The sequence below is a fragment of the Micromonospora sp. NPDC049836 genome (assembly GCF_044465125.1).
Lineage (GTDB): Bacteria > Actinomycetota > Actinomycetes > Mycobacteriales > Micromonosporaceae > Micromonospora.
Map to the genome: position 1 here is coordinate 330,856 of NZ_JBITLH010000004.1, position 23,544 is coordinate 354,399.

At 73.8% G+C, this 23,544-nt stretch carries 26 protein-coding genes, 1 pseudogene and 1 riboswitch; of the genes and pseudogenes, 6 read left to right on the forward strand and 21 right to left on the reverse strand.

Annotated elements, in window-relative coordinates; translation table 11 throughout:
• Positions 1 to 17: 17 nt before the first annotated feature.
• Together def and ACIBPB_RS13230 are read right to left on the reverse strand one after the other, a co-directional pair.
• Positions 18 to 527: a peptide deformylase gene (gene def / locus ACIBPB_RS13225; RefSeq protein WP_396839824.1), complete on the reverse strand. Its 510-nt coding sequence runs from the start codon at positions 525 to 527 to the stop codon at positions 18 to 20.
• A 50-nt stretch (positions 528 to 577) separates the two neighbouring features.
• The gene (locus ACIBPB_RS13230; protein ID WP_396839825.1) at positions 578 to 1,342 is read right to left on the reverse strand and encodes a TetR/AcrR family transcriptional regulator; all 765 of its coding nucleotides are present in this window, start codon (positions 1,340 to 1,342) and stop codon (positions 578 to 580) included.
• Between the two features lie 92 nt (positions 1,343 to 1,434).
• On the opposite strand from ACIBPB_RS13230, the gene ACIBPB_RS13235 reads away from it, so the two are divergent.
• Complete coding sequence (locus ACIBPB_RS13235) at positions 1,435 to 2,394, forward strand: ATP-binding cassette domain-containing protein (protein ID WP_396839826.1); 960 nt, start codon at positions 1,435 to 1,437, stop codon at positions 2,392 to 2,394.
• Complete coding sequence (locus tag ACIBPB_RS13240) at positions 2,391 to 3,197, forward strand: ABC transporter permease (RefSeq protein WP_396839827.1); 807 nt, start codon at positions 2,391 to 2,393, stop codon at positions 3,195 to 3,197. Before ACIBPB_RS13235 ends, ACIBPB_RS13240 begins: the two co-directional genes overlap by 4 nt.
• Here ACIBPB_RS13240 and ACIBPB_RS13245 read toward each other — a convergent pair.
• The gene (locus ACIBPB_RS13245; protein ID WP_396839828.1) at positions 3,187 to 3,717 is read right to left on the reverse strand and encodes a MarR family winged helix-turn-helix transcriptional regulator; all 531 of its coding nucleotides are present in this window, start codon (positions 3,715 to 3,717) and stop codon (positions 3,187 to 3,189) included. The two genes, ACIBPB_RS13240 and ACIBPB_RS13245, sit on opposite strands and share 11 nt — an antisense overlap.
• 44 nt (positions 3,718 to 3,761) lie before the next feature.
• On the opposite strand from ACIBPB_RS13245, the gene pip reads away from it, so the two are divergent.
• Complete coding sequence (gene pip, locus ACIBPB_RS13250) at positions 3,762 to 4,715, forward strand: prolyl aminopeptidase (protein WP_396839829.1); 954 nt, start codon at positions 3,762 to 3,764, stop codon at positions 4,713 to 4,715.
• A gap of 31 nt (positions 4,716 to 4,746) precedes the next feature.
• On the opposite strand, the gene ACIBPB_RS13255 is transcribed toward pip, so the two are convergent.
• A complete protein-coding gene (locus ACIBPB_RS13255) occupies positions 4,747 to 5,427 on the reverse strand; it encodes an SDR family oxidoreductase (protein WP_396839830.1) in 681 nt (226 codons plus the stop codon).
• A 54-nt stretch (positions 5,428 to 5,481) separates the two neighbouring features.
• On the opposite strand from ACIBPB_RS13255, the gene ACIBPB_RS13260 reads away from it, so the two are divergent.
• Positions 5,482 to 5,853 (forward strand): winged helix-turn-helix transcriptional regulator, encoded by a 372-nt coding sequence (locus tag ACIBPB_RS13260; protein WP_396839831.1) that lies wholly within the window; start codon positions 5,482 to 5,484, stop codon positions 5,851 to 5,853.
• Positions 5,854 to 5,918: 65 nt separating this feature from the next.
• Here the strand turns inward: ACIBPB_RS13260 and ACIBPB_RS13265 are convergent, their stop codons facing one another.
• Positions 5,919 to 7,112, reverse strand: coding sequence for a chorismate-binding protein (locus tag ACIBPB_RS13265; RefSeq protein WP_396839832.1), 1,194 nt, complete (start codon positions 7,110 to 7,112; stop codon positions 5,919 to 5,921).
• A 123-nt stretch (positions 7,113 to 7,235) separates the two neighbouring features.
• Here ACIBPB_RS13265 and ACIBPB_RS13270 point away from each other — a divergent pair, with 123 nt between their 5' ends.
• Positions 7,236 to 7,436 (forward strand): DUF5999 family protein, encoded by a 201-nt coding sequence (locus ACIBPB_RS13270; RefSeq protein WP_046570247.1) that lies wholly within the window; start codon positions 7,236 to 7,238, stop codon positions 7,434 to 7,436.
• Between the two features lie 124 nt (positions 7,437 to 7,560).
• Here ACIBPB_RS13270 and gcvP read toward each other — a convergent pair whose 3' ends face one another.
• Positions 7,561 to 10,383, reverse strand: a complete 2,823-nt coding sequence (gene gcvP / locus ACIBPB_RS13275; protein WP_396839833.1) for an aminomethyl-transferring glycine dehydrogenase — start codon at positions 10,381 to 10,383, stop codon at positions 7,561 to 7,563.
• A gap of 74 nt (positions 10,384 to 10,457) precedes the next feature.
• Positions 10,458 to 10,556: riboswitch (glycine riboswitch) on the reverse strand.
• Between the two features lie 225 nt (positions 10,557 to 10,781).
• A complete protein-coding gene (locus tag ACIBPB_RS13280) occupies positions 10,782 to 11,675 on the reverse strand; it encodes an NAD-dependent protein deacetylase (protein ID WP_396839834.1) in 894 nt (297 codons plus the stop codon).
• Positions 11,676 to 11,888: 213 nt separating this feature from the next.
• Between ACIBPB_RS13280 and ACIBPB_RS13285 the strand changes: the two are divergent.
• Positions 11,889 to 12,407 (forward strand): annotated as a pseudogene (locus tag ACIBPB_RS13285) (NAD(P)H-binding protein); the annotation flags it as partial.
• A 208-nt stretch (positions 12,408 to 12,615) separates the two neighbouring features.
• On the opposite strand, the gene ACIBPB_RS13290 reads toward ACIBPB_RS13285, so the two are convergent.
• From ACIBPB_RS13290 to ACIBPB_RS13355, 14 genes are all read right to left on the reverse strand, one after another.
• Entirely contained in the window at positions 12,616 to 13,299 is a 684-nt protein-coding gene (locus ACIBPB_RS13290; protein ID WP_396839835.1) for a DivIVA domain-containing protein, read from the reverse strand.
• Complete coding sequence (locus ACIBPB_RS13295; protein WP_396839836.1) at positions 13,296 to 14,462, reverse strand: globin domain-containing protein; 1,167 nt, start codon at positions 14,460 to 14,462, stop codon at positions 13,296 to 13,298. Before ACIBPB_RS13295 ends, ACIBPB_RS13290 begins: the two co-directional genes overlap by 4 nt.
• Before the next feature lie 2 nt (positions 14,463 to 14,464).
• Entirely contained in the window at positions 14,465 to 14,857 is a 393-nt protein-coding gene (locus ACIBPB_RS13300; protein WP_396839837.1) for a group 1 truncated hemoglobin, read from the reverse strand.
• Positions 14,858 to 15,335: 478 nt separating this feature from the next.
• On the reverse strand, positions 15,336 to 15,920 hold the full coding sequence (locus ACIBPB_RS13305; protein WP_396839838.1) for a MerR family transcriptional regulator: 585 nt from the start codon (positions 15,918 to 15,920) through the stop codon (positions 15,336 to 15,338).
• Between the two features lie 188 nt (positions 15,921 to 16,108).
• On the reverse strand, positions 16,109 to 16,573 hold the full coding sequence (locus ACIBPB_RS13310; RefSeq protein ID WP_357320409.1) for a bifunctional nuclease family protein: 465 nt from the start codon (positions 16,571 to 16,573) through the stop codon (positions 16,109 to 16,111).
• A gap of 214 nt (positions 16,574 to 16,787) precedes the next feature.
• A complete protein-coding gene (locus ACIBPB_RS13315; RefSeq protein WP_396840100.1) occupies positions 16,788 to 17,489 on the reverse strand; it encodes a MerR family transcriptional regulator in 702 nt (233 codons plus the stop codon).
• A gap of 50 nt (positions 17,490 to 17,539) precedes the next feature.
• Entirely contained in the window at positions 17,540 to 17,989 is a 450-nt protein-coding gene (locus tag ACIBPB_RS13320) for an FHA domain-containing protein (protein ID WP_046570336.1), read from the reverse strand.
• A 216-nt stretch (positions 17,990 to 18,205) separates the two neighbouring features.
• Positions 18,206 to 18,586 carry a glycine cleavage system protein GcvH gene (gene gcvH, locus ACIBPB_RS13325; protein WP_396839839.1) on the reverse strand — a complete coding sequence of 127 codons (381 nt, stop codon included), beginning with the start codon at positions 18,584 to 18,586 and terminating at the stop codon, positions 18,206 to 18,208.
• A gap of 59 nt (positions 18,587 to 18,645) precedes the next feature.
• A complete protein-coding gene (locus ACIBPB_RS13330; RefSeq protein WP_396839840.1) occupies positions 18,646 to 19,590 on the reverse strand; it encodes a DUF881 domain-containing protein in 945 nt (314 codons plus the stop codon).
• A 10-nt stretch (positions 19,591 to 19,600) separates the two neighbouring features.
• A complete protein-coding gene (locus tag ACIBPB_RS13335) occupies positions 19,601 to 19,933 on the reverse strand; it encodes a small basic family protein (RefSeq protein ID WP_007071104.1) in 333 nt (110 codons plus the stop codon).
• A complete protein-coding gene (locus tag ACIBPB_RS13340; protein ID WP_396839841.1) occupies positions 19,930 to 20,874 on the reverse strand; it encodes a DUF881 domain-containing protein in 945 nt (314 codons plus the stop codon). The genes ACIBPB_RS13335 and ACIBPB_RS13340 overlap by 4 nt, the downstream gene beginning before the upstream one ends.
• Positions 20,871 to 21,449, reverse strand: coding sequence for a CDP-alcohol phosphatidyltransferase family protein (locus ACIBPB_RS13345; RefSeq protein ID WP_396839842.1), 579 nt, complete (start codon positions 21,447 to 21,449; stop codon positions 20,871 to 20,873). The genes ACIBPB_RS13340 and ACIBPB_RS13345 overlap by 4 nt, the downstream gene beginning before the upstream one ends.
• Positions 21,450 to 21,808: 359 nt before the next feature.
• Complete coding sequence (locus ACIBPB_RS13350) at positions 21,809 to 22,276, reverse strand: MarR family transcriptional regulator (protein ID WP_357320423.1); 468 nt, start codon at positions 22,274 to 22,276, stop codon at positions 21,809 to 21,811.
• A 48-nt stretch (positions 22,277 to 22,324) separates the two neighbouring features.
• Positions 22,325 to 23,497: a PP2C family protein-serine/threonine phosphatase gene (locus tag ACIBPB_RS13355; protein WP_396839843.1), complete on the reverse strand. Its 1,173-nt coding sequence runs from the start codon at positions 23,495 to 23,497 to the stop codon at positions 22,325 to 22,327.
• Between the last annotated feature and the right edge of the window lie 47 nt (positions 23,498 to 23,544).

Here is a 23,544-nt window from a genome sequence, read left to right on the forward strand (position 1 = left end):
TCACCCCCGCCCGCGTGTCACAGGCCGCGGCTGGGCGAGTGGAACCGGCCGGCGCGGATCTCGCGCAGCGCCCGGCGGCGGGTGTCGCCGCGCAGGGTGTCGACGTAGAGGCGGCCGTGCAGGTGGTCGGTCTCGTGCTGCAGGGCGCGGGCCAGGAATCCCCGGCCGGAGATGGTCAGCGGTTCGCCGTGCTGGTCGAAGCCGTGCGCGGTGGCCTGCAGGGCGCGGGGGGTCGGGAAGTACAGGCCGGGGATGGACAGGCAGCCCTCGTCGTCGTCCTGGCGTTCCTCGGACAGCTCCAGCGTCGGGTTGATCATGTGGCCGCGGTGGCCGTCGGCGTCGTAGACGAACACCTGGGCGTTGACCCCGATCTGCGGGGCGGCCACTCCGGCGCGGCCGGGCGCGCCGAGCAGGGTGTCCATCAGGTCCTGCACCAGGGCGCGCAGGTCGGCGTCGAAGCTGGTCACCGGCTCGCTGGGGGTACGCAGCACGGGGTCGCCGATGATCCGGATCGGGCGCATAGTCATGCCCGGAAGGCTATCCGTCCGTTACCCGGGGCGGGGTGCGCACCCGTGGGTCAGCCGGCGTGGCGCTGTCCGATCAGCGTCTGTACGCCGTCGAGGAGGCGGGCCAGCCCGAACTCGAAGGCCCGCTGCGGGTCGGCGGCGGCCTGGTACTCCTCGCCGGCGGCGGTCCCGACGCGGGCGGCCAGGGGGAATCGCCGCGCGTCCAGGGCCCGCTCCAGGTAGGGGGCGTGGGCGTGCCACCACTGCTGCTCGGTCAGGCCGGTGCGCTGGGCGGCCTGGGCCATTTCGACGGCGGCGCGCACCGCGCCGTGCACGTAGTTGTCGACGAGGGTGACCACGGCGTCCATCTCGAGGTCGGTCAGGCCGATGCCGTCGACGGCGCGCAGTTCGTACTCGTACTTGGCGATGAGGTTCGGGCCCAGCGGGGGGCGGGTGGTGGCGACCTGCAGCAGCCACGGGTGGCGCAGGTACAGCGCGCGGTTCTCCCGGGCGACCAGTTCGAGGCGGCCGCGCCAGCCGCCGGGCACGTCGTCGGGGCGGGCGGTCTCGCCGTAGACGGTGTCGAGCATGAGGTCGAGCAGTTCGCCCTTGCCGGGCACGTGGGTGTAGAGGCTCATGGTGCCGGCGCCGAGGCGTTCGGCGACGCGGCGCATGGACAGCGCGGTCAGGCCCTCGGCGTCGGCCAGTTCGATGGCGGTGTGCACGATCCGGCCGACGGACAGGTCGCCGCCCTTGCGGCTGGGCTTGTCGCGGGTCCGCCAGAGCAGGGCGAGGCTGCGGGCGGGGTCGCCGGTGCCGCTGTACTCCGTGGTCACGCGCCCGACTGTACCGAGCGGGTTGCCGTATGGTGTACGGTAGCTCGCCGTACGGCGTACGGTATGTCGTACCACCCCGAGGGAGACGCGAGATGCGACCGGAGACACCGGCGATCGAAACCCACGACCTGCGCAAACGCTACGGCGGCCGGGCCGCCCTGGACGGGATCGACCTGAGCGTGCCGCCCGGCACGGTCTGCGCCGTGCTCGGCCCGAACGGGGCCGGCAAGACCACCCTGGTGCGGGTGCTGACCACCCTGCTGCGACCCGACGGCGGCACCGCCCGGGTCGCCGGCTTCGACGTGCGCCGGCGGGCCGACCGGGTACGCGCCCACATCGGCCTGGTCGGCCAGCACGCCGCCGTCGACGAGATCCTCGGCGGCCGGCAGAACCTGATCCTCTTCGGTCGCCTGCACCACCTCTCCCCCGGCCGGGCCGCCGCCCGCGCCGACGAGCTGCTGCACCGCTTCGGCCTCACCGAGGTCGCCGACCGCCCGGTGGGCACCTGGTCCGGCGGCACCCGGCGCCGGCTGGACCTGGCCGCCGCGCTGATCGTCGACCCGCCGGTGCTGTTCCTCGACGAACCGACCACCGGACTCGACCCGCGCGCCCGCACCGCCGTGTGGGACGCGGTCCGCGACCTGGTCGCCGGCGGCACCACCGTGCTGCTGACCACCCAGTACCTGGAGGAGGCCGACCGGCTCGCCGACACCGTCCGGGTCCTCGACCAGGGGCGCGTCGCCGCCGCCGGCTCCCCGGAAGCGCTCAAGTCCACCCTCGGCGGCGACCGGGTCGACGTGCTGCTGCACGACGCCGGCGACCTGCCGGCCGCCGTGGCGGCGGTCACCACCGCCACCGGCGCCGTCCCGGCCACCGACCGAGCGGCGTTGCGGCTGTCCGTACCGGTCACCGACCGGGTCGCGGCGCTCACCGCCGTGCTGCGCGAGCTCGACACCGCCGGCCTGTCCGTCGGCGACGTCGCCGTGCGCCGCCCCACCCTCGACGAGGTCTTCCTGCGGCTCACCGGCGCCGGCCAGGAGGTGGCGGCGTGACCAGCCTGCCGATGCACCGCGCCCGCTGGGCGTTCACCGACACCGCCACCCTCACCGGCCGGGCCCTGGCCCACTGGGCCCGCCGCCCCGGTGACCTGCTGGTCGTGCTGCTCTTCCCGGTCCTGCTGGTGCTGATGTTCGGCTACCTGTTCGGCGGGGCGATGGCCGTGCCCGACGGCGCCGACTACCGGGAGTTCCTGCTGCCCGGCATGGTCGCCATGACCATGCTCTTCGGGGTGGAGACCACCTACACGGCGGTGGCCACCGACACCGCCCGGGGCGTCACCGACCGGCTCCGCGCGCTGCCGATGGCCCGCGCCGCCGTGGTGACCGGGCGGGCCCTGGCCGACCTGCTGCACGGCGCCATGGCGCTGGCGGTCGTGCTCGGCTGCGGCGTGCTGATCGGCTGGCAGCCGCGGCGCGGGCCGGCGCTGGCCGTGGCGGCGGTCGGGCTGCTCCTGCTGCTGCGCTTCGCGATGATCTGGTTGGGGGTGTACCTGGCGCTGCTGCTGCGCCGCCCCGAGGCGGTGACCGCGTTGCAGACCCTGGTCTGGCCGCTCGGCTTCGCCTCCAACACGTTCGTGGCGCCGGCCACCATGCCGGACTGGCTGGCCACGATCGCCGCCTGGAACCCGCTGTCGGCCACCGTCGGCGCGTGCCGGGAGCTGTTCGGCAACCCCGGCTGGGACGCCACCTCCTGGCCCGCCCAGCACAGCGTGGCCCTCGCGGTGGCCTGGCCGCTGGTGCTCGTCGCGGTGTTCCTGCCCCTGGCGGTACGCCGCTGGCAGCGGCTCAGCCGCTGACGCCACCCCGGGCCGGCGGGCGGCGGTCTCCCGGTGCCGGCCCGGCCGGCGCCAGGCCGGTGTCGGCGATCCGGTCGCGCAGCGGGCGGCGGCGCAGCGCGGCGAGCACCGCGTACAGCTCGTCGGCCAGGGGTACGGGCAGTTCGGCGTCGAGCTGCCGCATGGCGGTGGTGGTGGCCGCCCATTCGGCCTCGATGACGGGTCGCAGCGCGTGGGCGCGCGGGGTGAGGGTGACGATGCGCTGTCGGGCGTCCGCGCCGGGCGCGAGGGTGACCAGGCCGGCGCGGCTCATCTGGGCGACGGTCTGGCTGGCCGCCGAGTGGGTGACCCCGACCCGGGCGGCCAGGTCGCGGATGGGCAGCGGCCCGTCGGCCAGCAGCACCCGCACCAGCGGCGAGAAGCGGGGCCGGTAGTCGGCCAGGTCCAGGCCGGCGTAGACGGCGGCGACGTCGGCGTCGAGCAGTTCCAGGACGTGGCGCAGCAGGGTGCCCAGCGCCTCGCGGTCGGGTGCGGCGGTCACCCTGCTAATGTAACAGCGCTGTTGCATCTGGGGTGTGGGAGGGAATGCGCGTGTATCCACCGATCGAGCCGTACGCCCACGGCCTGCTCGACGTCGGCGACGGGCAGCGGATCCACTGGGAGACCTGCGGCAACCCCGACGGGCGCCCCGCCCTGGTGGTGCACGGCGGCCCCGGCTCCGGCGCCACCGCCTTCTGGCGCCGGCTGTTCGACCCGGCCGCCTACCGGATCATCCTGTTCGACCAGCGCGGCTGCGGACGCAGCACCCCGCACGCCAGCGACCCGGCGGTGGACCTGTCGGTCAACACCACCGCCCACCTGCTGGCCGACATGGAACGGCTGCGCGCGCACCTCGGCGTGGATCGGTGGCTGCTCTGCGGCGCCTCCTGGGGGTCCTCGCTGTCCCTGGCGTACGCCCAGCGCCACCCGGAGCGGGTCACCGCGCTGGTGCTGTTCAGCGTGGTCGCCAACACCCGCCGCGAGATCGACTGGGTGACCCGGGACATGGGTCGGATCTTCCCGCAGGAGTGGGCCCGCTTCCGCGACGGCGTACCCGCGGCCGACCGCGACGGTGACCTGCCCACCGCGTACGCCCGGCTGGTCAACGACCCGGACCCCGCCGTGCGGCAACGGGCCGAGATCAGCTGGTGCGACTGGGAGGACGTGCACGTCTCCCTGGCCGGCGGGTTCAAGGCCGACCCCCGCTACGCCGACCCGGTGTTCCGCGCGGCGCTGGTACGGATCGTCACCCACTACTGGAGCAACCTGGGCTTCATGCCCGACGGGCAACTGCTGCGCGACGCGGGTCGGCTCGCCGGCATCCCAGGGGTGCTGGTGCAGGGCCGACTGGACGTCAGCGGCCCGCCGGACATCGCCTGGCAGCTCACCCAGGGCTGGCCGGACGCCCGCCTGGAGATCGTCGAGTCCGGCGGGCACGGCCGCGGCCACGGCGTGGGCGAGCGGGTCGTCGCCGCGCTGGACGCCTTCGCCCGCGCCTGACCGACCGCCTTCACCCACCTCGCCGCCGGGATCAGCGGTGCCGGGTGCCGCCGTCGACATGGACCGTCTCGCCCGTCACCCATCCCGCACCCAGCAGCCACAGGGCGGTGTCGGCGACGTCCCCGAGCGTGCCGACCCTGCCGATGAGCGAGGCCGCCGCGGCACTGTCGTACAAGGCGCGGCGACGCTCGTTCGGAAGCCCGTCCCAGGCGCCCGAGTCGGTGAGGCCGGGCGCGACGGCGTTGACCCGCAGCGGCGCGAGCTCGACGGCCAGGTGGGTGACCAGCGCGGCCAGGGCGGCGTTCGCCGTGCCCTTGACGACGGTGCCGGGCTTGGGCCGCCAGCCCACCACGCCGGAGAAGAACAGGAACGATCCGCCGGCGGCCATCCGTGGGGCGAAGTGCTTGGCCAGCAGCAGCGGGCCGACGACCTTGGCGGAGAACGCGGCCCGGATCTTGTCGTGTTCCAGCTCGGGCACCGGCACGTCGTGGTGGGCCGACGCGGTGCAGATCACGTGGTCGACGGCGCCGAGCGACTCCGCGGCCCGCGCGATGGTGCTCTCGTCGGTGACGTCGATCCGGACCTCGGGGCCGGACCGGGTGGCGACGACCACGTCAGCGCCGGCCCGCCCGGTGCGCCGGACGAGCTCAGCGCCGATACCGCGGGCCCCGCCGACGACCAGGATCCGCTTGCCTGTCAGGTTTTCGCTCATGACGCGACGGTATAGATTTGCTACCGGTATCTTCAACGCTACCGGGAGGACCCCATGGGTACGGCGTACAACGTCATGGCGGCGACCTGCCCGAGCCGCACCGTGCTGCACCGCATCGGGGCGCGGTGGACGGTGTTCGCCGTCAACGCGCTGGAGCACGGACCGATGCGGTTCACCGAGCTCAAGGCGCACATCCGCGGGATCACCCCGAAGGCCCTCACCGAGACGCTGCGCGCCATGGAGGCTGACGGCCTGCTCACCCGCACCGACCTGGGAGGCAACCCGCCGCACGTCGAGTACGCCCTGACCGAGCTCGGTCGTTCCCTGCTGGTTCCGTTGCGTGCCGTACGACAGTGGGCCGAGGCGCACGTCCCGCAGATCCTCGCTGCCCGCGAACGAGCCGGCGTCAAGGAGTCCTCAGGCTGACCCGGCCGGTCGGGACGGCCGACCCTGAGCGTGGCCGGCCCTCGCCGCGACGTGCGGGCGCCGGGTCAGCCGGCGGCGAGCAGGGCGCGCACGGGGGCGGCCTTCGCGGCCGCCTCGGCGACCTCGGCCGCCGGGTCGCTGCCCCAGGTGATGCCGCCGCCGGCCCACAGGTGCAGCCGCTCGGCGTCGGCGGCCGCGGTGCGGATGGTCAGCCCCAGGTCGACCCGGCCGGGCCCGACCCAGCCGAGCGCGCCCATCCCGGCGCCGCGGCCGACCGGCTCGAGGTCGGCGATCCGGGCCAGCGCGGCGAGCTTCGGCGCGCCGGTGACCGACCCGCCGGGGCAGACCGCGCGCAGCAGCGCCGCCAGGCCCAGCCCGCCGGCGGGCGCCGCGGAGACCGTCGACTCGGCCTGCCACAGGTCGCACCAGCGGCGTACGGCGAACAGTTCGTCCACGCGCACCGTGCCGGTGCGCGCCACCCGGGCCAGGTCGTTGCGCTCCAGGTCGACGATCATCACGTGTTCGGCGCGTTCCTTGGCGGAGGCGAGCAGTTCTCGGCGTCCCGCCTCGGTGGCCGGCCGGGTGCCCTTGATCGGGCGGGTGACCAGGCGGCCGTCCTCGACGGCGATCAGCGTCTCCGGGGAGGCGCAGCCGAGCGCCCAGCCCGGGCCGGACAGGGCGCCGCCGTAGCGGGCGCCGGGCAGGGCGGCGAGCCGGGCCAGCGCGGGCAGCGGGTCGCCGGTGTACGCGGCGGCGGCGTGGCCGACGAGGTTGACCTGGTAGACGTCGCCGCGGCCGATGGCGGCGCGCACCGCCGTGACGGCGGCCGCGTGCTCGCCCGGGGTCCAGCTGTCCCGCCAGGGCCCCAGCCACCAGCCGGCGGGCCCGGCGGCGGGCGGCCGTGCGGGCCGGTCGCTGTGGCCGTACACGGCGACCACCAGGTCCGGCAGGGCCGGCGCCGGGGTGGGCGCGCCGGTGGGGCCGCCGACGGCGTACGCCCCGGCGGCGGCGGACAGGTACAGCGCCGCCCCGCACACCCCGTCCGGGTCGTGGCGGGCCGGGCGGGCCAGGTCGCGCAGGTCGACACCGTGGGCGGCGAGGAAGTCCTCGGCCAGCGCGGCGGGGTCGCCGCCGTCGGTGAGCCGCCATTCCAGGCGGGCGCGTTCGACCAGCCGGGCGCGGCACCCGGCGGGTGCGGCGGGCAGATCGACAACCGTGCGTGGGAGCGCTTCCACGCCGTCCGGTCCGTTCCGGGTCATCCGTTCAGCCCATTCTGGATGAACAAGACGCAACCTTGCTCGATGGCGCGCACTTTTGCTTGGTACTGTGCGTCACTGGTCATGTGAACCATGACACAGTGCCCCCACAGTCCGGAGAACCCGATGTGTCAGCACCAACCCACCTGCCCCTCCGCCGAGGCGACCGACCGGGAAGCCGCCCGGGTCATCGCCTGCTTTCGTGAGCAGGGCTGGAGCCTGCTCTGTAATGGGGTGATCGTCTTCGAGGACACCGGTGAGCTGCTCCCCGACGGCAGCAGCATCGCCCCGCACCGCGGCCCCGCCCGACACGCCCTCGTCGCCTGACCTCATCACGCTGCGTCACCGCAGCGTGCCCCGTCGACCCAGGCCAGCCCGCCGCCGCCGGGCCTCCTGCGCAGGTCGACGCCCCGGCCGGGGCGGCCACAGCGACCGCCCCGGCTGACCCCGATCAGTCCTCGAACGCCTCCGGCGCCGGGCACGAACAGACCAGGTTCCGGTCCCCGTAGGCCCCGTCGACGCGCCGCACCGGCGGCCAGTACTTCCCGGCCCGGTCGACGCCGGCCGGATAGGCCCCCACCGACCGCGGGTACGGGTGCGGCCACTCGTCGCCGGACACCATCGCCGCGGTGTGCGGGGCGTTGGCCAGGGGGTTGTCCCCGGCCGGCCACTGCCCCGACCCGACGTTGTCGATCTCGGCCCGGATGGCGATCATCGCGTCGCAGAACCGGTCCAGCTCGGCCAGGTCCTCGCTCTCGGTCGGCTCCACCATCAACGTCCCCGCCACCGGGAACGACATCGTCGGCGCGTGGAAGCCGTAGTCGATCAGCCGCTTGGCCACGTCGTCGACGCTCACCCCGGTCGCCCGGGTCAGCGGCCGCAGGTCCAGGATGCACTCGTGCGCCACCAGGCCCTTGTTGCCGGCGTACAGCACCGGGAAGTGGTTACGCAGCCGCGCCGCCACGTAGTTGGCCGCCAGCACCGCCACCCCGGTCGCCCGGGTCAGCCCCTCGGCGCCCATCATCCGCAGGTACGCCCACGGGATCGGCAGGATGCCCGCCGACCCGTAGCGGGCCGCCGAGATGGCCGGCCGGCCCTCGGGGCGCTGCCCGACCGGGTCACCGGGCAGGAACGGCGCCAGGTGCGCGCGCACCGCCACCGGCCCCACCCCCGGGCCGCCGCCACCGTGCGGGATGCAGAACGTCTTGTGCAGGTTCAGGTGCGACACGTCCGCACCGAACCGGCCCGGCTTGGCGAACCCGACCAGCGCGTTGAGGTTCGCCCCGTCGACGTAGACCTGACCGCCGGCGTCGTGCACCTTCGCGCACAGCTGCGCGATGCCCGTCTCGTACACGCCGTGCGTCGACGGGTACGTCACCATGATCGCGGCGAGCGCGTCCCGGTGCTTGTCGATCTTCGCGTCGAGGTCGACCAGGTCGACGTTGCCGTCGGCGTCACAGCCGACCACCACCACCCGCATGCCGGCCATCACCGCGGAGGCGGCGTTGGTGCCGTGCGCCGACGACGGGATCAGGCACACGTCCCGGTGCCCCTGCCCCCGGGAGCGGTGGTAGGCGCGGATGGCCAGCAGCCCGGCCAGCTCGCCCTGCGAGCCCGCGTTGGGCTGCACGCTGACCGCGTCGTAGCCGGTCACCTCCGCCAGCCAGCCCTCCAGCTGGGCGATCAGCTCCCGGTACCCGGCGGTGTGCTCCGCCGGGGCGAACGGGTGCAGGTGGGCGAACTCCGGCCAGGTGATCGCCTCCATCTCGGTGGTGGCGTTCAGCTTCATCGTGCACGACCCGAGCGGGATCATGCCGCGGTCCAAGGCGTAGTCGAAGTCGGCCAGCCGGCGCAGGTAGCGCAGCATCGCCGTCTCGGAGTGGTGGGTGCCGAACACCGGGTGGGTGAGGAAGTCCGAGGTGCGGGCCAGCCCGGCCGGCAGCGCCCCGTCGACCTCGCCGTCGAACGCGTCCACGCCGAAGGCCGCCCACACCGCCGCCAGGTGCGCCGCGGTGGTGGTCTCGTCGCAGGAGACGCCCACCCGGTCGGCGTCGACCAGCCGCAGGTTCACGTTGCGGGCGGCGGCCGCGGCGACCACCTCAGCCGCCCGCCCCGGCACGCTCGCCGTGACGGTGTCGAAGAACGCGACGTCCGCGACCTGCACGCCGCCGGCGCGCAGCCCGGCCGCGAGCCGCGCCGCCGCCTCATGGGTACGCCGGGCGATCTCCCGCAGCCCGTCCGGGCCGTGGTAGACGGCGTACATGCCGGCCATCACCGCCAGCAGCACCTGCGCGGTGCAGATGTTGCTGGTCGCCTTCTCCCGCCGGATGTGCTGCTCACGGGTCTGCAACGCCAGCCGGTACGCCGGGTTGCCGTCGGCGTCCCTGGACACCCCGACCAGCCGGCCGGGCAGCATCCGCTCCAGACCCGAGCGCACCGCCAGGTAGCCGGCGTGCGGCCCGCCGAAGCCCATCGGCACCCCGAACCGCTGGGTGGTGCCGGCGGCGATGTCCACGCCGATCTCCCCCGGCGGGCGCAGCAGCGTCAACGCCAGCAGGTCCGCCGCGACGGTGACCAGCGCGCCGGCGCCGTGCGCGGCCTCGACCAGACCGGCGTGGTCACGGACCGCCCCGGACGCCCCCGGGTACTGCAGGTGCAGGCCGAAGAACTCGCCCGGCAGCTCGTCCCGGTCGACGTCGACCACCCGCACCTCGATGCCGAGCGGCTCGGCCCGGCCGGTGATCACCGTGAGGGTCTGCGGGAGGGTGTCCGCGTCGACCACGTACACCGGGCTCCTGCTCTTCGACGCGCGGCGCGCCAGGGTCATCGCCTCGGCCGCGGCGGTGGCCTCGTCGAGCATCGAGGCGTTCGCGGTGGCCAGCCCGGTCAGGTCGGTGACCATGGTCTGGAAGTTCAGCAGCGCCTCCAGCCGGCCCTGGCTGATCTCCGGCTGGTACGGCGTGTACGCGGTGTACCAGGCCGGGTTCTCCAGCACGTTGCGGCGGATCACCGCCGGGGTGTGGGTGCCGTGGTAGCCCAGCCCGATCATGGAAACGGCCACCGTGTTGCGGGCGGCGAGGGCGCGCAGCTCCGCGAGGGCCTCCCGCTCACCGGCCGGGGCCGGCAGGTCCAGGGTGCCGTGCCAGCGGATCACCTCGGGAATGGCGGCGTCCATCAGCTCGTCGATGGAGCTGTAGCCGACGGTCTCCAGCATCCGGCGCTCGTCGCCCGGGTCGGGACCGATGTGCCGGTCGGCGAACTGCTCTGCGGTCATGCGCTGCGCTCCTTGTGGGGGCGAGGTCGACGGGTCGGCCTCCCCCTGAGTCGCGCTGACGCGCTCCACAGTGCCTGCCCAACGCGGTCCTTTTGCCTGAGAGGTTCCGGGGAGAATCTGCCCCTTCGGCGCCGTCCGGGTGGTTCCCGGGCGGTCTCTCCCGCGTGGGTGGTACCGGCATGGTCAACGCTACCAGCGACCATGTTTCCGGCTCATGTCCTACCCCGCCCGCGCCCGCCCACACCGGGCCACCGCCGAACCGGCGGCTCGCCCCGGGTGCTCCGCCACGCCCGCCGCGGCCGCCGGGCGCGCCGCGGCCGGCACCGCGCCGAACCGGCGGGCCGCCCCGTGCGCGCGCCTCGCGGCGGGTCGCCCCGTGCGCTCCTCGGGGCGGGCCCCTACACCGCTGCGGGCTGCCCGGCGGTGGGCGCGAGGCCGGCGCCGGCCGGCCCGGGCCGCGGCGTCGGGCCGGCGACCCGGTCGGCCAGGGCGGTCAGGGTGGCGCCCAGCGGCGCGTCGAGGGCGACGGCGGCGTACCCGTCGCCGCGGGTGGGTCCCTGGTTGACGATGGCCACCGGGATGCCGTGCTTCGCCGCGCGGATGACGAACCGGCGGCCCGACATGACCGTCAGGGACGAGCCGAGCACCAGCAGCGCGCGGGCCCGTTCGACGCGGGTGAAACACTCGGCGACCCGGGGCGCGGGCACCGTCTCGCCGAAGAACACCACGTCGGGTTTGAGCATGCCGGTGCCGCAGATGCCGCAGTCCACGGTGCGGAACCCGGCGACCGCCTCGTCGGGCAGGTCGACGTCGCCGTCGGGGTTGACGTGGGCGACGTGCGCGTCGAAGCCCGGGTTGGCCTCGCGCAGCCGCCGGTCCAGCTCGTCGCGGGAGGTCAGGTTGCCGCAGTCCAGGCAGGTCACCTCGTCGAGGCGGCCGTGCAGCTCGACCACACCGGTGGCGCCGGCGGCGGTGTGCAGGCCGTCGACGTTCTGGGTGATGACCCCGGCGAGCAGGCCGGCGGCCTGCAACCGGGCCACCGCGTGGTGTCCCGCGTTGGGCGCCGCCCGGGCGATCATCCGCCAGCCCAGGTGGCTGCGCGCCCAGTACCGCCGCCGGGCCTGCGGGTCACGGGTGAACGCCTGGTAGGTCATCGGGGTGTGCCGGCGGGCCGCGCCGCTGGGCCCCCGGTAGTCGGGAATGCCGGACTCGGTGGACAGGCCGGCGCCGCTGAGCACCACGACGTCCCCGGCGGCCACCAGCCGGGTCAGCGCGTCGAACGTCTCGGTCACCGGTCCATGCTGCCTCGCCGGTCGCCTCGGCGACGAGCGGGTGGGCCCGGCCGCCCGCCGCCGGTGACCGCGGTCACGCCGCTGCCCCGCCCGGGCGGTCGTTCGCGTCCAGCCGCGACGGCGCGCTCGACCGGCGGGCGGCAGGCGGCGCGGGCGGGGCGAGGGCGGGGCGCTCGACCGGCGGCCGGCAGGCGGCGCGGCTAGGTTGGGGGCATGCGCGTCGTCATCGCCGGAGGCCACGGCAAGATCGCCAAGCTGCTGGAACGGGAACTCGCCGGGCGCGGCGACACCGCCGTCGGGCTGATCCGTAACCCCGAGCACGCGGCCGCGCTGCGCGCCGCCGGCGCCGAACCGGTCCTCTGCGACCTGGAGCACACCGACGTCGACACCGTCGCCGGGCACCTGGCCGACGCCGACGCGGTGGTGTTCGCCGCCGGCGCCGGGCCGGGCAGCGGCGCCGCCCGCAAGGACACCGTCGACCGGGCCGCCGCGGTGCTGCTGGCCGACGCCGCGCAGCGCGCCGGGGTCCGCCGCTACCTGCTGGTCTCCTCGATGGGCGTGGACGCCCCACCGACGGCCGGCCGCGACGAGGTGTGGGCGGCGTACCTGCGGGCGAAGAAGGCCGCCGAGGTGGACGTCACCGGCCGGGACCTCGACGTGACCGTACTGCGCCCGGGCCGGCTCACCGACGACGAGCCCGCCGGGCGGGTCACCCTGGCCCCGCGCGTGCCGCCCGGCCCGGTCACCCGCGCCGACGTGGCGCGGGTGCTGCTGGCGCTGCTGCACGCCCCGCACAGCGCCGGGCTGACCCTGGAACTGGTCGGTGGGCAGACCCCGATCGCCGACGCCGTCGCGGCGGCCGGCCGGATCCGTGCCGGCCGGCCGAGCGGATTCGTCCCGGCCGGCCCGCCGGGCAGTGCCGCGCGGGCCGGCCGGAACGTCAGCGCTGGTGCCGGGGCAACGCCGGCTGCGGCTGCCCACCGCCGACCGGCGTGGCCTCCCGGGCGAGCCGCGCCATCGTGGCGGCCAACTGCTCGCTGCCGTCGTCCAGGTGCCGCGCCGCCGCCCGCATGTGCGAGATCATCATGTCGCCGAAGATCCGCAGCGCCTCCCGGGTGGCCACCGAGTCGTCGAAGTCCGCGCCGGCGCTGCTGCGGTACTGCGCGACGGCCCGCTCGGCCTCCTGCTTCGCCTCCTCCGCCGCCGCCCGCATGTAGCTCTCGTACTGCATCTGGGCGTACTCGGCGACCCGCCGGGCGTAGTCGTGCGCCTGGGCGATGATCTGCTCGGCCTCCCGCTGCGCCGCCGACAGCAGGTTGACCTCCTTGGCCGCCGGCACCACCGCCTTCGGGTCCGTGCTCGGCAGCACCCCGTGCCGGTGCAGCTCAAGATGGTCGTTGAGCCGCTCGTTCTCCGCCCGCAGGTGCGCGATCTGCGTGGCCAGCAGATCCAACTCGTCGGCCACCTGCATCCGGAACCGGTCCACGTCGGCGTGGTCGTAGCCGCGGCGGGTGAACGCCGCACTGTCGAACTCCCACCGCCGCACCCGGTCCGGCGTCAGGCGCACCTGCACGCCGGCGGAGAACTGGCCGCTCTCGTACCTGCTGATCGGGGTCGCGCTCACCGGACACCTCCGGAATCGTCAGGGGCGGTCGCGGCCCGCCACGCCGGCCCGTACCAGTGCTGGCCGAAGCCCTCGTGGTGCACCTGGTCGGCGTGGTAGCCGGCCTGCGTCAACGCCGTCACCGAGTGGCTCACCATCTCGTCGGAACCACACACGTACACGTGCCGGGAACGCCAGTCCCCGTCGGCGAGCGCCCGGTCCGCCACGTGCACCAGCTCACCCGGGCGCCGCGGATCCGACCCCACCACGTGGGTCACCGTCAACCACGGGTACGACGCGGCCAACTTGTCGATCGCGTCGTTGTCGTAGAACTCCATCCGGGACCGGGCCCCCACGTACAGGTCCACCCGGCGCCCCGGCGCCTCGGCGGCGACCTGCTCCACGAGGGACTTCACCGGCGCCCAGCCGGTGCCACCGGCCAACAGCAGCAGATCCGCCGTCCCGGCCGACCACAACGTCAACCGGTCCCCCACCGGCGCCGCCAGGTGGACCTGGTCACCCACCGCGCACCCGTACACCAGCCGCGACGACACCACACCACCGGGCGCGGCCCGCACGTGCAGTTCCAACGTGCCGTCCTGGCGCGGTGCGTTGGCCGGCGAGTAGTACCGCCAGGTCCGCACCGCCGGGTGCGACACCCCGATCGACTGGCCCGGGGTGAACGGCAGCAGGTACTGCGGGCGCACCGTCAGCACCGCCACGTCGAACGTGCGCCGCTCGTGGGCGAGGATCTCCGCCACCCACCACGGCGGCGACTCCGCCTCCGCCGCCTGCGCCGACTCGATCATCACCTTCGACACCAGCCCGTACGCCGCCGCCCAGTCCGCCGCCAGCTCGTCGGTCCACACCTCACCCAGGAAGTGCCGCAACGTGGCCAGCAGCGCCTCACCGACCGCCGGGTAGTGCTCCGGGCGCACCGCGAACTTGCGGTGATCCGCGCCGAGGTCCCGCAGGAACCCGACGAGCCGGTCCACCTGATCCACGTTCGACACGATGTGCCCCAACGCGCTGACCAGGCGGTCCCGCTGCCCGGCCATGTTCGTCGGGAACATCTGCCGGGTCTCCGGATAGGCCAGGAACAGCGTTGAATAGAAGTAGAGCGGCACCTGGTCGCCGTGCGCGGCGACCAGGGACCAGCTCCGCTTGAGTCCTGCCGCGTCCACGCTCAGGCGGTCCTCGCCGACACGACCTGCTCCCGCACCTGACCCAGCACCGCCTGCACGTCGGCGAGGATGTCCGCGGGCACCCCCAGCTCCGTCAACGTGACGATCAGGTGCTCGCCGACCCGCGCGTAGTGCGCCGGGGTGATCCCCAACGGCTGGTGCGCCTCGGCCAGGCCACGACCGGTGTACTCGTTCGGCCCGCCCAGGATCACGGCCAGCATCAACGCCAGGTGCCGGCGCTGCTCGGGCATGTTCACGTCGGCGAAGTAGCCGGCCAGCTCCGGGTCGGCGAGCACCTTGTCGTAAAAGAGCTCCACCGCCGCCTTCACCGCCGCGGCGCCACCGATGCGCTCGTAATGCGAGATCGGGGTGGTCTCTTCCGTCACCGTCGTCATGGTCGTTTCCTCTCGGAACAGGGGCACGCGGCCGCCGGCCGCGGAAGGGGTGTCGGCCACCGACACGCGACACACCGCGGTCCACCGGACGTGCCCGTGCGAGCGACCGTGACGGACCATAGCGTGCTCGCCCGAACGGGTCAGCCCTGCCCTATCCGATTCCCGACAACCGTCAACTACGGACAGTCAGCGTCGTAGGCCGCGCCGCTCGCGCCCCGCGTTCACGCCACCACACCCCGTCAACGCCCGGCCCACAACCGAAACCACCCGGTCCTTTTCGGACACCCGACGGCGCGCCCCGGACCAGCGCCCGCATCGACGCCGCCACCTGCGCACCCACGCCCCACCGCCGGCACCACGACCACCGTCCGCCGGCCGCGCCGCCCCGCGATCGCCCGACACGTCGCGTGACGAAAAAAGTGGATCGCGACCTACCCCTTTCGGCGCGTCGCGATCCACGAAACGTATGACGAACCCGTCAACCGGCCCGCCGGCGCGCCCGACGCGCCGCCAACTCGTCACCCACCTGCTCCGCCGGCTCCTCCGCCGCCGCCACCGGCTCCTGCCCACCGACCGGCTCCGCCGGCAGATGCGACAACGACCCCTGGATCTCCTTGAACGCGCCACCGATCGCGATGCCGAACACACCCTGGCCGCCCTGCAACAGGTCGACCACCTCCTCCGGCGACCGGCACTCGTACACCGTCGTCCCGTCGGAGATCAGCGTGATGCCCGCCAGGTCGTCCACCCCACGAGAACGCAACGCCTCGATCGCCTTGCGGATGTTCTGCAACGACACCCCGGCGTCCAACAACCGCTTCACGACCTTCAACACCACCAGGTCGCGGAACGAATACAACCGGGACGTCCCCGAGCCCGACGCGTCGCGCACGCTCGGCACCACCAGCCCCGTCCGGGCCCAGTAGTCCAACTGCCGGTAGCTGATGCCGACCGCGGAACACGCCGTCACACCCCGGTAACCCACCTCGCCGTCACCGGCCGGCGGGGGCGTCGCACCCGGCTGCTGCTCCGTACCCGAATCAGGATCTCGCGGCTCATCCATCCGGACAACCTCCCCGCCCGTGCGGTGCCGCGCCGTCTCCCCGTACGCGCACCCCTCGACAACCGCAACCCTATAGCGGCCCTCGGGAGTTACCACGCAGGAACGACCGCGACACGCCGCGCAGCCCTCAGGAAGATCACCAACCGCAGCCCGCCGTCACCCATGGTGACCGGCGGTCGCCGCGACACTCAGCCCGCGAAGTCCTCCGGACGCACCTGCTCCAGGAACTCCCGGAACTTCTCCACCTCGTCCTCCTGCTCGTCCGGGATGACGATCCCCGCCTCAGTGAGGACCTGCTCGGCACAACGAATCGGAGCCCCGACCCGCAACGCCAACGCGATCGAATCGCTCGGCCGCGCCGACACCCGCACCCCGTCACCGATCAACAGATCGGCGTAGAAGACGTTCTCCTTCAACTCGGTGATCTCCACCGCCCGCAACGGCGCCTGCAACGCCGCCAACACGTCCCGCAACAGATCATGCGTCAACGGCCGCGCCGGCTTGACCCCCTGCTGCTCGTACGCGATCGCCGTGGCCTCGACCGCACCGATCCAGATCGGCAGATAGCGGTCCCCCTCGACCTCCCGCAGCAGGACGATCGGCTGGTTGCTGGGCAACTCCACCCGAACTCCGACCACGCTCAGCTCGCGCACCGCCGCCTCCGTGTCGTCGTCGCCTAACGCACCGCGCCCTTCCCTGCACGGTACACGGACCGCGACACGAGAGTCCCATGCGCTACGTGCACCACGCCTCGCCGGAAGGGGTTACCCCAGCAAGCCTACGACACGCTTCCCGCACCAGATCTTTCCCGACCCCGCACACGGCAGAGGCCGGGCGCCCCCACGACACCCGGCCCCACCACACCACTCAACGACCCAACGTCGACCGCAGCCCCACCCGCACCAACGCCGCGTGCAACTGCTGCGACAACGCCACCAACTCCCGCGCCGTCTCCGCCGCCCGGGCCCGCGCCGCCGGATCACTCTGCCGCGCCAACGGCGCCACCAACTGCGCGAACAGACCGACCTCCCGATCCGCCGCCGTCCGGTACCCGCGCAGATGCCGCGGCTGGAACCCGTACGCCGCCAACCCCGCCACCGCCCGCGCGATGATCAACGCGTCCGCGTCATACCAGCCCGGCGGATCCGGCACCAACACACCGAGCCGCTCCAACTCCGCCAACGTCGACTCGTCGATCCCGCTACGGGCCACCAGATCCGCCCGCCCCAGCCGCACCTGCCCCGACTCGGCGGACTCGTCCACCTCCCGACCCGGCACCTCACCACCGGGACCCACCGCCACCAACGCCGGCCGCTGCCGACCCGGCGCCGCACCGGACTCGTCCCACTCCGCCAACTGCTCACGGATCACCCGCAACGGCAGATACTGGTCCCGCTGCGCGGTCAACACGAACCGCAACCGCGCCACATCGTCCCAGCCGTACTTCCGATACCCCGCCGGCGTCCGCTGCGGCTCCACCAGGCCCTCGGCCTCCAGAAACCGCAACTTCGAGATCGTGACGTCCGGAAACTCCGCCCGCAGCTGCGCCAACACCTCACCGATGCTCATCAGCGCAGCGGCACGCGCCGCCTCGCCGGGCGTCGAAGCCGCCGGCTCGTTCACCCCCGGCCGGCCTCCTCCGGACGCGGACCGGCGATGAACACCACCCGGAACTTGCCGATCTGCACCTCGTCACCATTGCTCAACGTGGCCGCCTCGACCCGCTCCCGGTTCACGTACGTGCCGTTCAGGCTGCCCACGTCCCGCACCGTGAACGTGCCACCGTCCCGGTGGAACTCGGCGTGCCGCCGAGACACCGTCACATCGTCCAGGAAGATGTCACTGTCCGGATGCCGCCCACTCGTCGTCACATCGTGGTCCAACAGGAACCGGGCACCCGCATTCGGACCCCGGCGAACCACCAGCAGCGCCATCCCCGGCGGCAACGAACCGGACATCCGGCTCGGCACCACATCGGTGTCCGGACCCTCCAGCACTTCGTCGAGCGAACCGAGATTGAGCGTCGAAGTGACGTCGAGCGGGGGGAACTCGTCGTCTGGGCGCGTCATGGGACCACCTCACGGATCTGTTTCGGTCGGCGTCGGGTAATGGCGGGTCTGGCCGCCGGGCAGTCACACACCCGGCGGCTGGCTCCCCGTGCCCGGGAAGGCGCATTCCACGACGCTCAACTATTGGCTTCTCGGTCGACTGGGCGAGCCTAGCCAGCGCCGAAATGCAGGGCAACCGGACGCGCGGAGACAAGCCCCACCGCCCGGAACGACAACTCAGCTCTCAGTGAGCTCGCGGTACGCGCCAGCAGTCAACAGACCCTCGACCGCCGCCGGATCATCCGGAGTGATCTCCACCAGCCAACCCGCACCGTACGGATCCGTGTTGATCACCTCAGGCGTGTCGGCCAACGCCTCGTTGCGCGCCGCCACCGTCCCGCTCACCGGCGCATACAGCTCCGACACGCTCTTGGTCGACTCGATCTCACCCAGCGGCTCACCCGCCGCCACCGTCGCACCCTCGTCCGGCAACTGCACGAACACGATGTCACCCAGGGCGTCCTGCGCGAAGTGCGTGATACCGACCCGGACGGCGCCGCCGTCACCACCCGCCACCCACTCATGCTCGGCGGTGTACCGCAGATCCTCAGGAATCACCAGCTGCGTCCTTCATCCATCGGCGCACCGGGCAAACAACCGGCGCGAGCCGCGACCGGTCACGAAACCGGCCGGGCGTGTTCCAGCTTCAGCGGCGCGTGCAGCTGCGAAACCTCCACAACCTCACGATCCACAGCAGTCACGTTACCGCCGGCGTCCTGCACCGCTGCGACCACCCCGCCGGGAATGTTCAACGCCGTACGCATCGTCGCCGGATCACCGATCACCGAGATCGTGAACGGACCCCGCAACCGCCGCCCGTCCACCACCAGCACACCATCGTCATCCACGAAATACGTCGACGCGATCACCCGCACCGCCGTGCCGTCCGCGCCCGCGATCTGCATCGCCTCCGCGCCCGCGCCCCGCAACTCCTGCACCGCGTCCAGGATCCGCACCGACGCCACCGCCTTCTCCGGACCCTCGAACCGCACCAGCAGACCCGGCCCCACCGCCGGCAACGTACCCGCCAGAATGCCCAGCTCGTCCGCCCGCCGGGTGGCCTCCTCCAACGCCGCCTGCCGGCCCTGCTCACCCGAGCGCAACTGACGCTGGCTCTCCTCCAACGCCTCGATGTCCTGCCGCAGCCGCCGCTCCCGCGAATCCAGATCCGACGAGATCCGCACCAGGTCCTCCTCCCGCGTCGCCGCGAGCGTCGGATCCGTCGACGTCGTCTTCAACTGCACCACCAGCGTGAACCCCAGCAACGCCAACAGCACCGCGATCATCGCCCCGGCCGACGTCAACCGCCGCGACACCGACGCCCGCGCCGGCTCCTCCGCCGGCGCCACCGGCTCCCGCGCGACCGCACCCGGCTCCTCCGCCGGCGCCGGCACGTCCTCCCGCTCCACCGGCTCCACCGGCTCAGCCGGCGCCAACGGGCTCAACTCGTCCGGATCGGGCGCGTCCGGGCGCGGATCCGGCTCACCCGCCGGACCCGACGGCCGCGCCGGCTCCGCCGGCTCCGGCCACCCCGTCCCCGTCTCCCTGTGCTCCTCGCTCATCGCCACCAACCTACGCCCGGAACAGGTGCCGGCGGATCGCCGCGACGTTTCCGAAGATGCGCACCCCGAGCACGACCACCACACCCGTGGACAACTGCCCGCCCACGCCCAACTGGTCACCCAGATACACGATCAGACCCGCCACCAGCACGTTCGAGATGAACGACACCACGAACTGCTTGTCGTCGAAGATCCGGTCCAGCTTCGCCCGCACCCCACCGAACACCGCGTCCAACGCCGCCACCACGGCGATCGGCAGATACGGCTGCAACGCCGCCGGCACCGTGGGGTCCAGATACACCCCGAGCACCACACCGGCGAGCAACGCCAGCACCGCGATCATCGGCCACCTCCGGAGGGGCTGGAAGAGGTCCCCGAGCCGGACGGCCCGGGACTGGTCGAACCGGCGGCACCCGAACCCGACGGCGACGGGCTCGGACTCACCGAGGGCACGGCGTAGCGTAGCCGCGGCTGCGGCGCGGCCGGCAACGTGAGGTCCTCCGCGTCCTTCACCCCGAACGACAACCCCGTCTGGCGCGCCACGTCCCGCATCAGGTCCGCCGCCCGGCTGTCGTCGAACCGGTCCCGCATCGACCCCGGACCGATCGCCGCCACCTCGTACGGACCCGTCACCGGCCGGTAGTCCACCAGGATCGCCTCACCCGCCGACCGGATCGTCGTCGTCGCCGTCAACCGCTGCCCGTTGATCGCGATCGCCTCGGCACCCGCCGCCCACAACGCGTTCGCCACCTTCTGCAGGTCGGAATACAACACCCGGGGCGGGCCCGCGTTCGCCGCCGTCACCCCGTCCTCGTCGCCCGCCGCGTCGGCCAACCGCACCACCACCCCGTCGCCGCGCACCCGCCCCAGCCCGGTGCCCGCCTCCAGGTTCCGCAACCGGGACGCCTGCGAACCGCCCAGCGCCGCGTCCCGCTGCCGGCCGACCTCCTCGCGCAACTGATCCGCGCGCGCGGTCAACCGGTCGGTCTCGGCCTCCCGCTGCTTGATCCCCGCGACCAGCCCGGCCCGCGCCTTCGCCCGGCCCGGCTCCTCGGCCACCGTCTCCCGGTACGCCACCGCGAACAGGAAACCGATCACCAGCACGATCACCAGGCTCACCGGGCGGCCCAACACCCGGCGCAGCCGCCCGGGCGGCACCTCCCGCCGCCGGGCCGCCGCGTCGGCGTACCCCGGGTCGAGCGGATTGCGGAACAGCTCGGTCAGGAAGTCCGGCGCGTACACCCGCGCCGACGGGTCCCCGCCGTCCCGGACCGGTGCGCTCACGCCGCCGCTCCCGCCCGCCGCGCCCGCACCAGCCGGCTGGCCTGCACCACGTACATCGCCCCGGCCACCCAGTAGAGCACCAGGCCCCACCAGGCCAGGCCCCAGCCGATCGCCCCGGCCGCGGTGGACACGCCGCCCGCCGCCGCGTCGGCCAGCAGCAGGAGCGGGAACGCGGCCAGCAGCAGGAAGGTGGCCGTCTTGCCCATGTAGTGCACCGGCGGCGGCCCGTAGCCGTAGCGGCGCAGCACCCCCAACGAGACGAGCAGCAACAGCTCGCGGGCCAGCAGGGCCGCCGTGAACTGCCACGGCACCACCTCGCGCGCGGTGAAGGCGAGCAGGGTGGCCAGGATGTAGAGCCGGTCGGCGAGCGGGTCGAGCAGCTCACCGAGGCGGCTCACCTGCTGCAGGCGGCGGGCGATCCAGCCGTCCACCCAGTCGCTGGTGCCGCCGATGGCCAGCACCACGATCGCGACCACGTCCGCGCGGGCGACCAGGAAGAGGTAGAGGAAGAGCGGCACGCCGGCGAGCCGGACGAAACTGATCAGGTTGGGCAGGGTGAGGACGCGATCCCCCACGACCGCCGTCGTACCGCCCGGGTGCTCGGACGGAGCCGGCTGACGCGACACCGAACCCTCCCTTCGCAGCACGGTCCGGCGGCCGACCGTGATCGGCCGCTGCAGGCTCGTGCGCGTTGCCGGCCGGTCAGCGCCGGCGCCCTCTGCGATCCCGGGCTGGGACCTCCCCGATGCGGCCCACCATCGTGGGCCGGCCAGTTGCGCTGCCACTATATCGGGCGCTCCGGCGTGCCCAGGTCCCCTGCCGAGGGGGTCGAGGCCGTGCCGGGTGTGACGGGCCGCACCTCGCGTACGGCGTCCTAGGATACTAGTTGAGCAGTGTGGGCGGCCGGCGCCAGGTGGGCGGGTCGCGCTCCGGATCAGGCCGTGCGGGCCGCGGCGGTCGTCGCGTCGGCCGCCGCGGTGGCCTGCGCCGCCTGGGTGAACGCCGACAGGGCGAGCAGCAGCTCGTGCTGCACCCGGTGCGGCATCCGGTCCAGCACCGCCTGCACCGCCTGGTGCCGCCGCTCCTTCAGCTCCCGCAGCAGGGTCTCCGCCGCGGCGGTCGGCACCAGCCGGACCTCCCGCCGATCGCGGGGGTCGGCCACCCGGCGCAGCAGCCCGACGGCCTCCAGCCGGTCGCAGAGCCGGCTGGCCGAGGAGGGTACGACATCCAGCAGCTCCGCCAGCCGGTTCACGTTGCTGTGCGGGTGCGCCATCACCAGGGAGAGCACCCGCAGCTGGGTCGGGGAGACGACGTTGTGCCGGGAGGTGGCGGAATCGAGGACACCGATCAGCGCCTCGGCGGCCGCGTCGATGGCCGCGGCAAGATTCGGCGCTCGCTCCACCCGTCGTCCCCTGCGATCGTCCCGCTCGTGTTCGTCCCGTCGGTGCGGTCACCGCCCGCCCACGTCTCCCGGTGGGCTGGACCCGCGCCAGTCCAGGCAGACGACAACCGCGTCGTCGCGGAGGTCCGCGTCGGCGTGGTAGGCGTGCAGCTCGCGCATCACCGTACCAACTGCTTCGGTCGCCGGCTGCAACCGAGTGGACCGCATCGCCCGCGCCATGGCCCGCTTCCCGTACGCCTCCCGGCCGTCCGGCTGGGCGGCGTAGACGCCGTCGCTGACCACGAAGAGCCGATCCCCCGGCTCGACCGCGAATTCCTGCACGTCGTAGCGGGTCTCGGCGAACATGCCCAGCGGCAGCTGCTGCTCCAGGGCGATCGGGGTGACCGTACCGCCGCGCAGCCGCAGCACGTGCGGCGAGCCCGCGTCCACGGCCCGCACCACGCCCCGCGCGCAGTCCAGCTCGAGCAGCAGCGTGGCCACGTGCCGCCTGCCCCGGTGCTGGTAGAAAATGGTGTCCGAGGCCAGCTCGGCCTGCTCGACCAGGCCGCCGCCCGAGCGCCGGGCGTTGCGCATGGCGTTCACCGCCACCGCGGTCAGCAGCGCGGCGGCCAGCCCGCTGCCGGCGCCGTTGAGGACGGTGACGGTGAGCCGGTCCTCGTCCACCGACCAGTCGAAGTGGTCGCCGCCCACTGTGTACGCCGGCTCCAGCTGCCCGGCCAGCAGGACGTCGCCGTGCCGGACGCTGCGCCCCGGCAGCAGGTCCCACTGCATCTCGGCGGCCATGCTGAGCCGCTCCCGCCGGCGCGCCCGCCGGTACCGGTCGGTCTCCCGGTCCGCGGCGCGCAGCGCCACCGCCAGCTCGCCCGCGACGTCCCGGACCGCGTGCACGATCGCGGCGGCCGGCACCGACGGCAGCTCCACCAGGAGCACGCCGAGCCGCTCACCCCAGACCGACAGCGGCAGGTGGACCCGGCAGCGGCCGTCCTCACCGGTGTCCAGCACCGGCTCCTGACTGCTGAAGCAGCGGCGGACCGCGCCCGGGCCCGGCGAACGGCCGGGCACGAGCAGCGGGCACAACCCGGTGAACCGGTAGTCGGCGAGGAAGACCTCGGTCCGCGCGGCGCCGAACACCTGGCGCAGCGCCCGGTCGGCCGCCTCCGCCAACTGGTCGGGCGGCGCCTCGCGCAGCACGCGCGACACCTGTCCGGCCATGTCCGGCATACTGATCCTCCGAGGACGACTATTGCTATGGAGCAAGCATCATACGG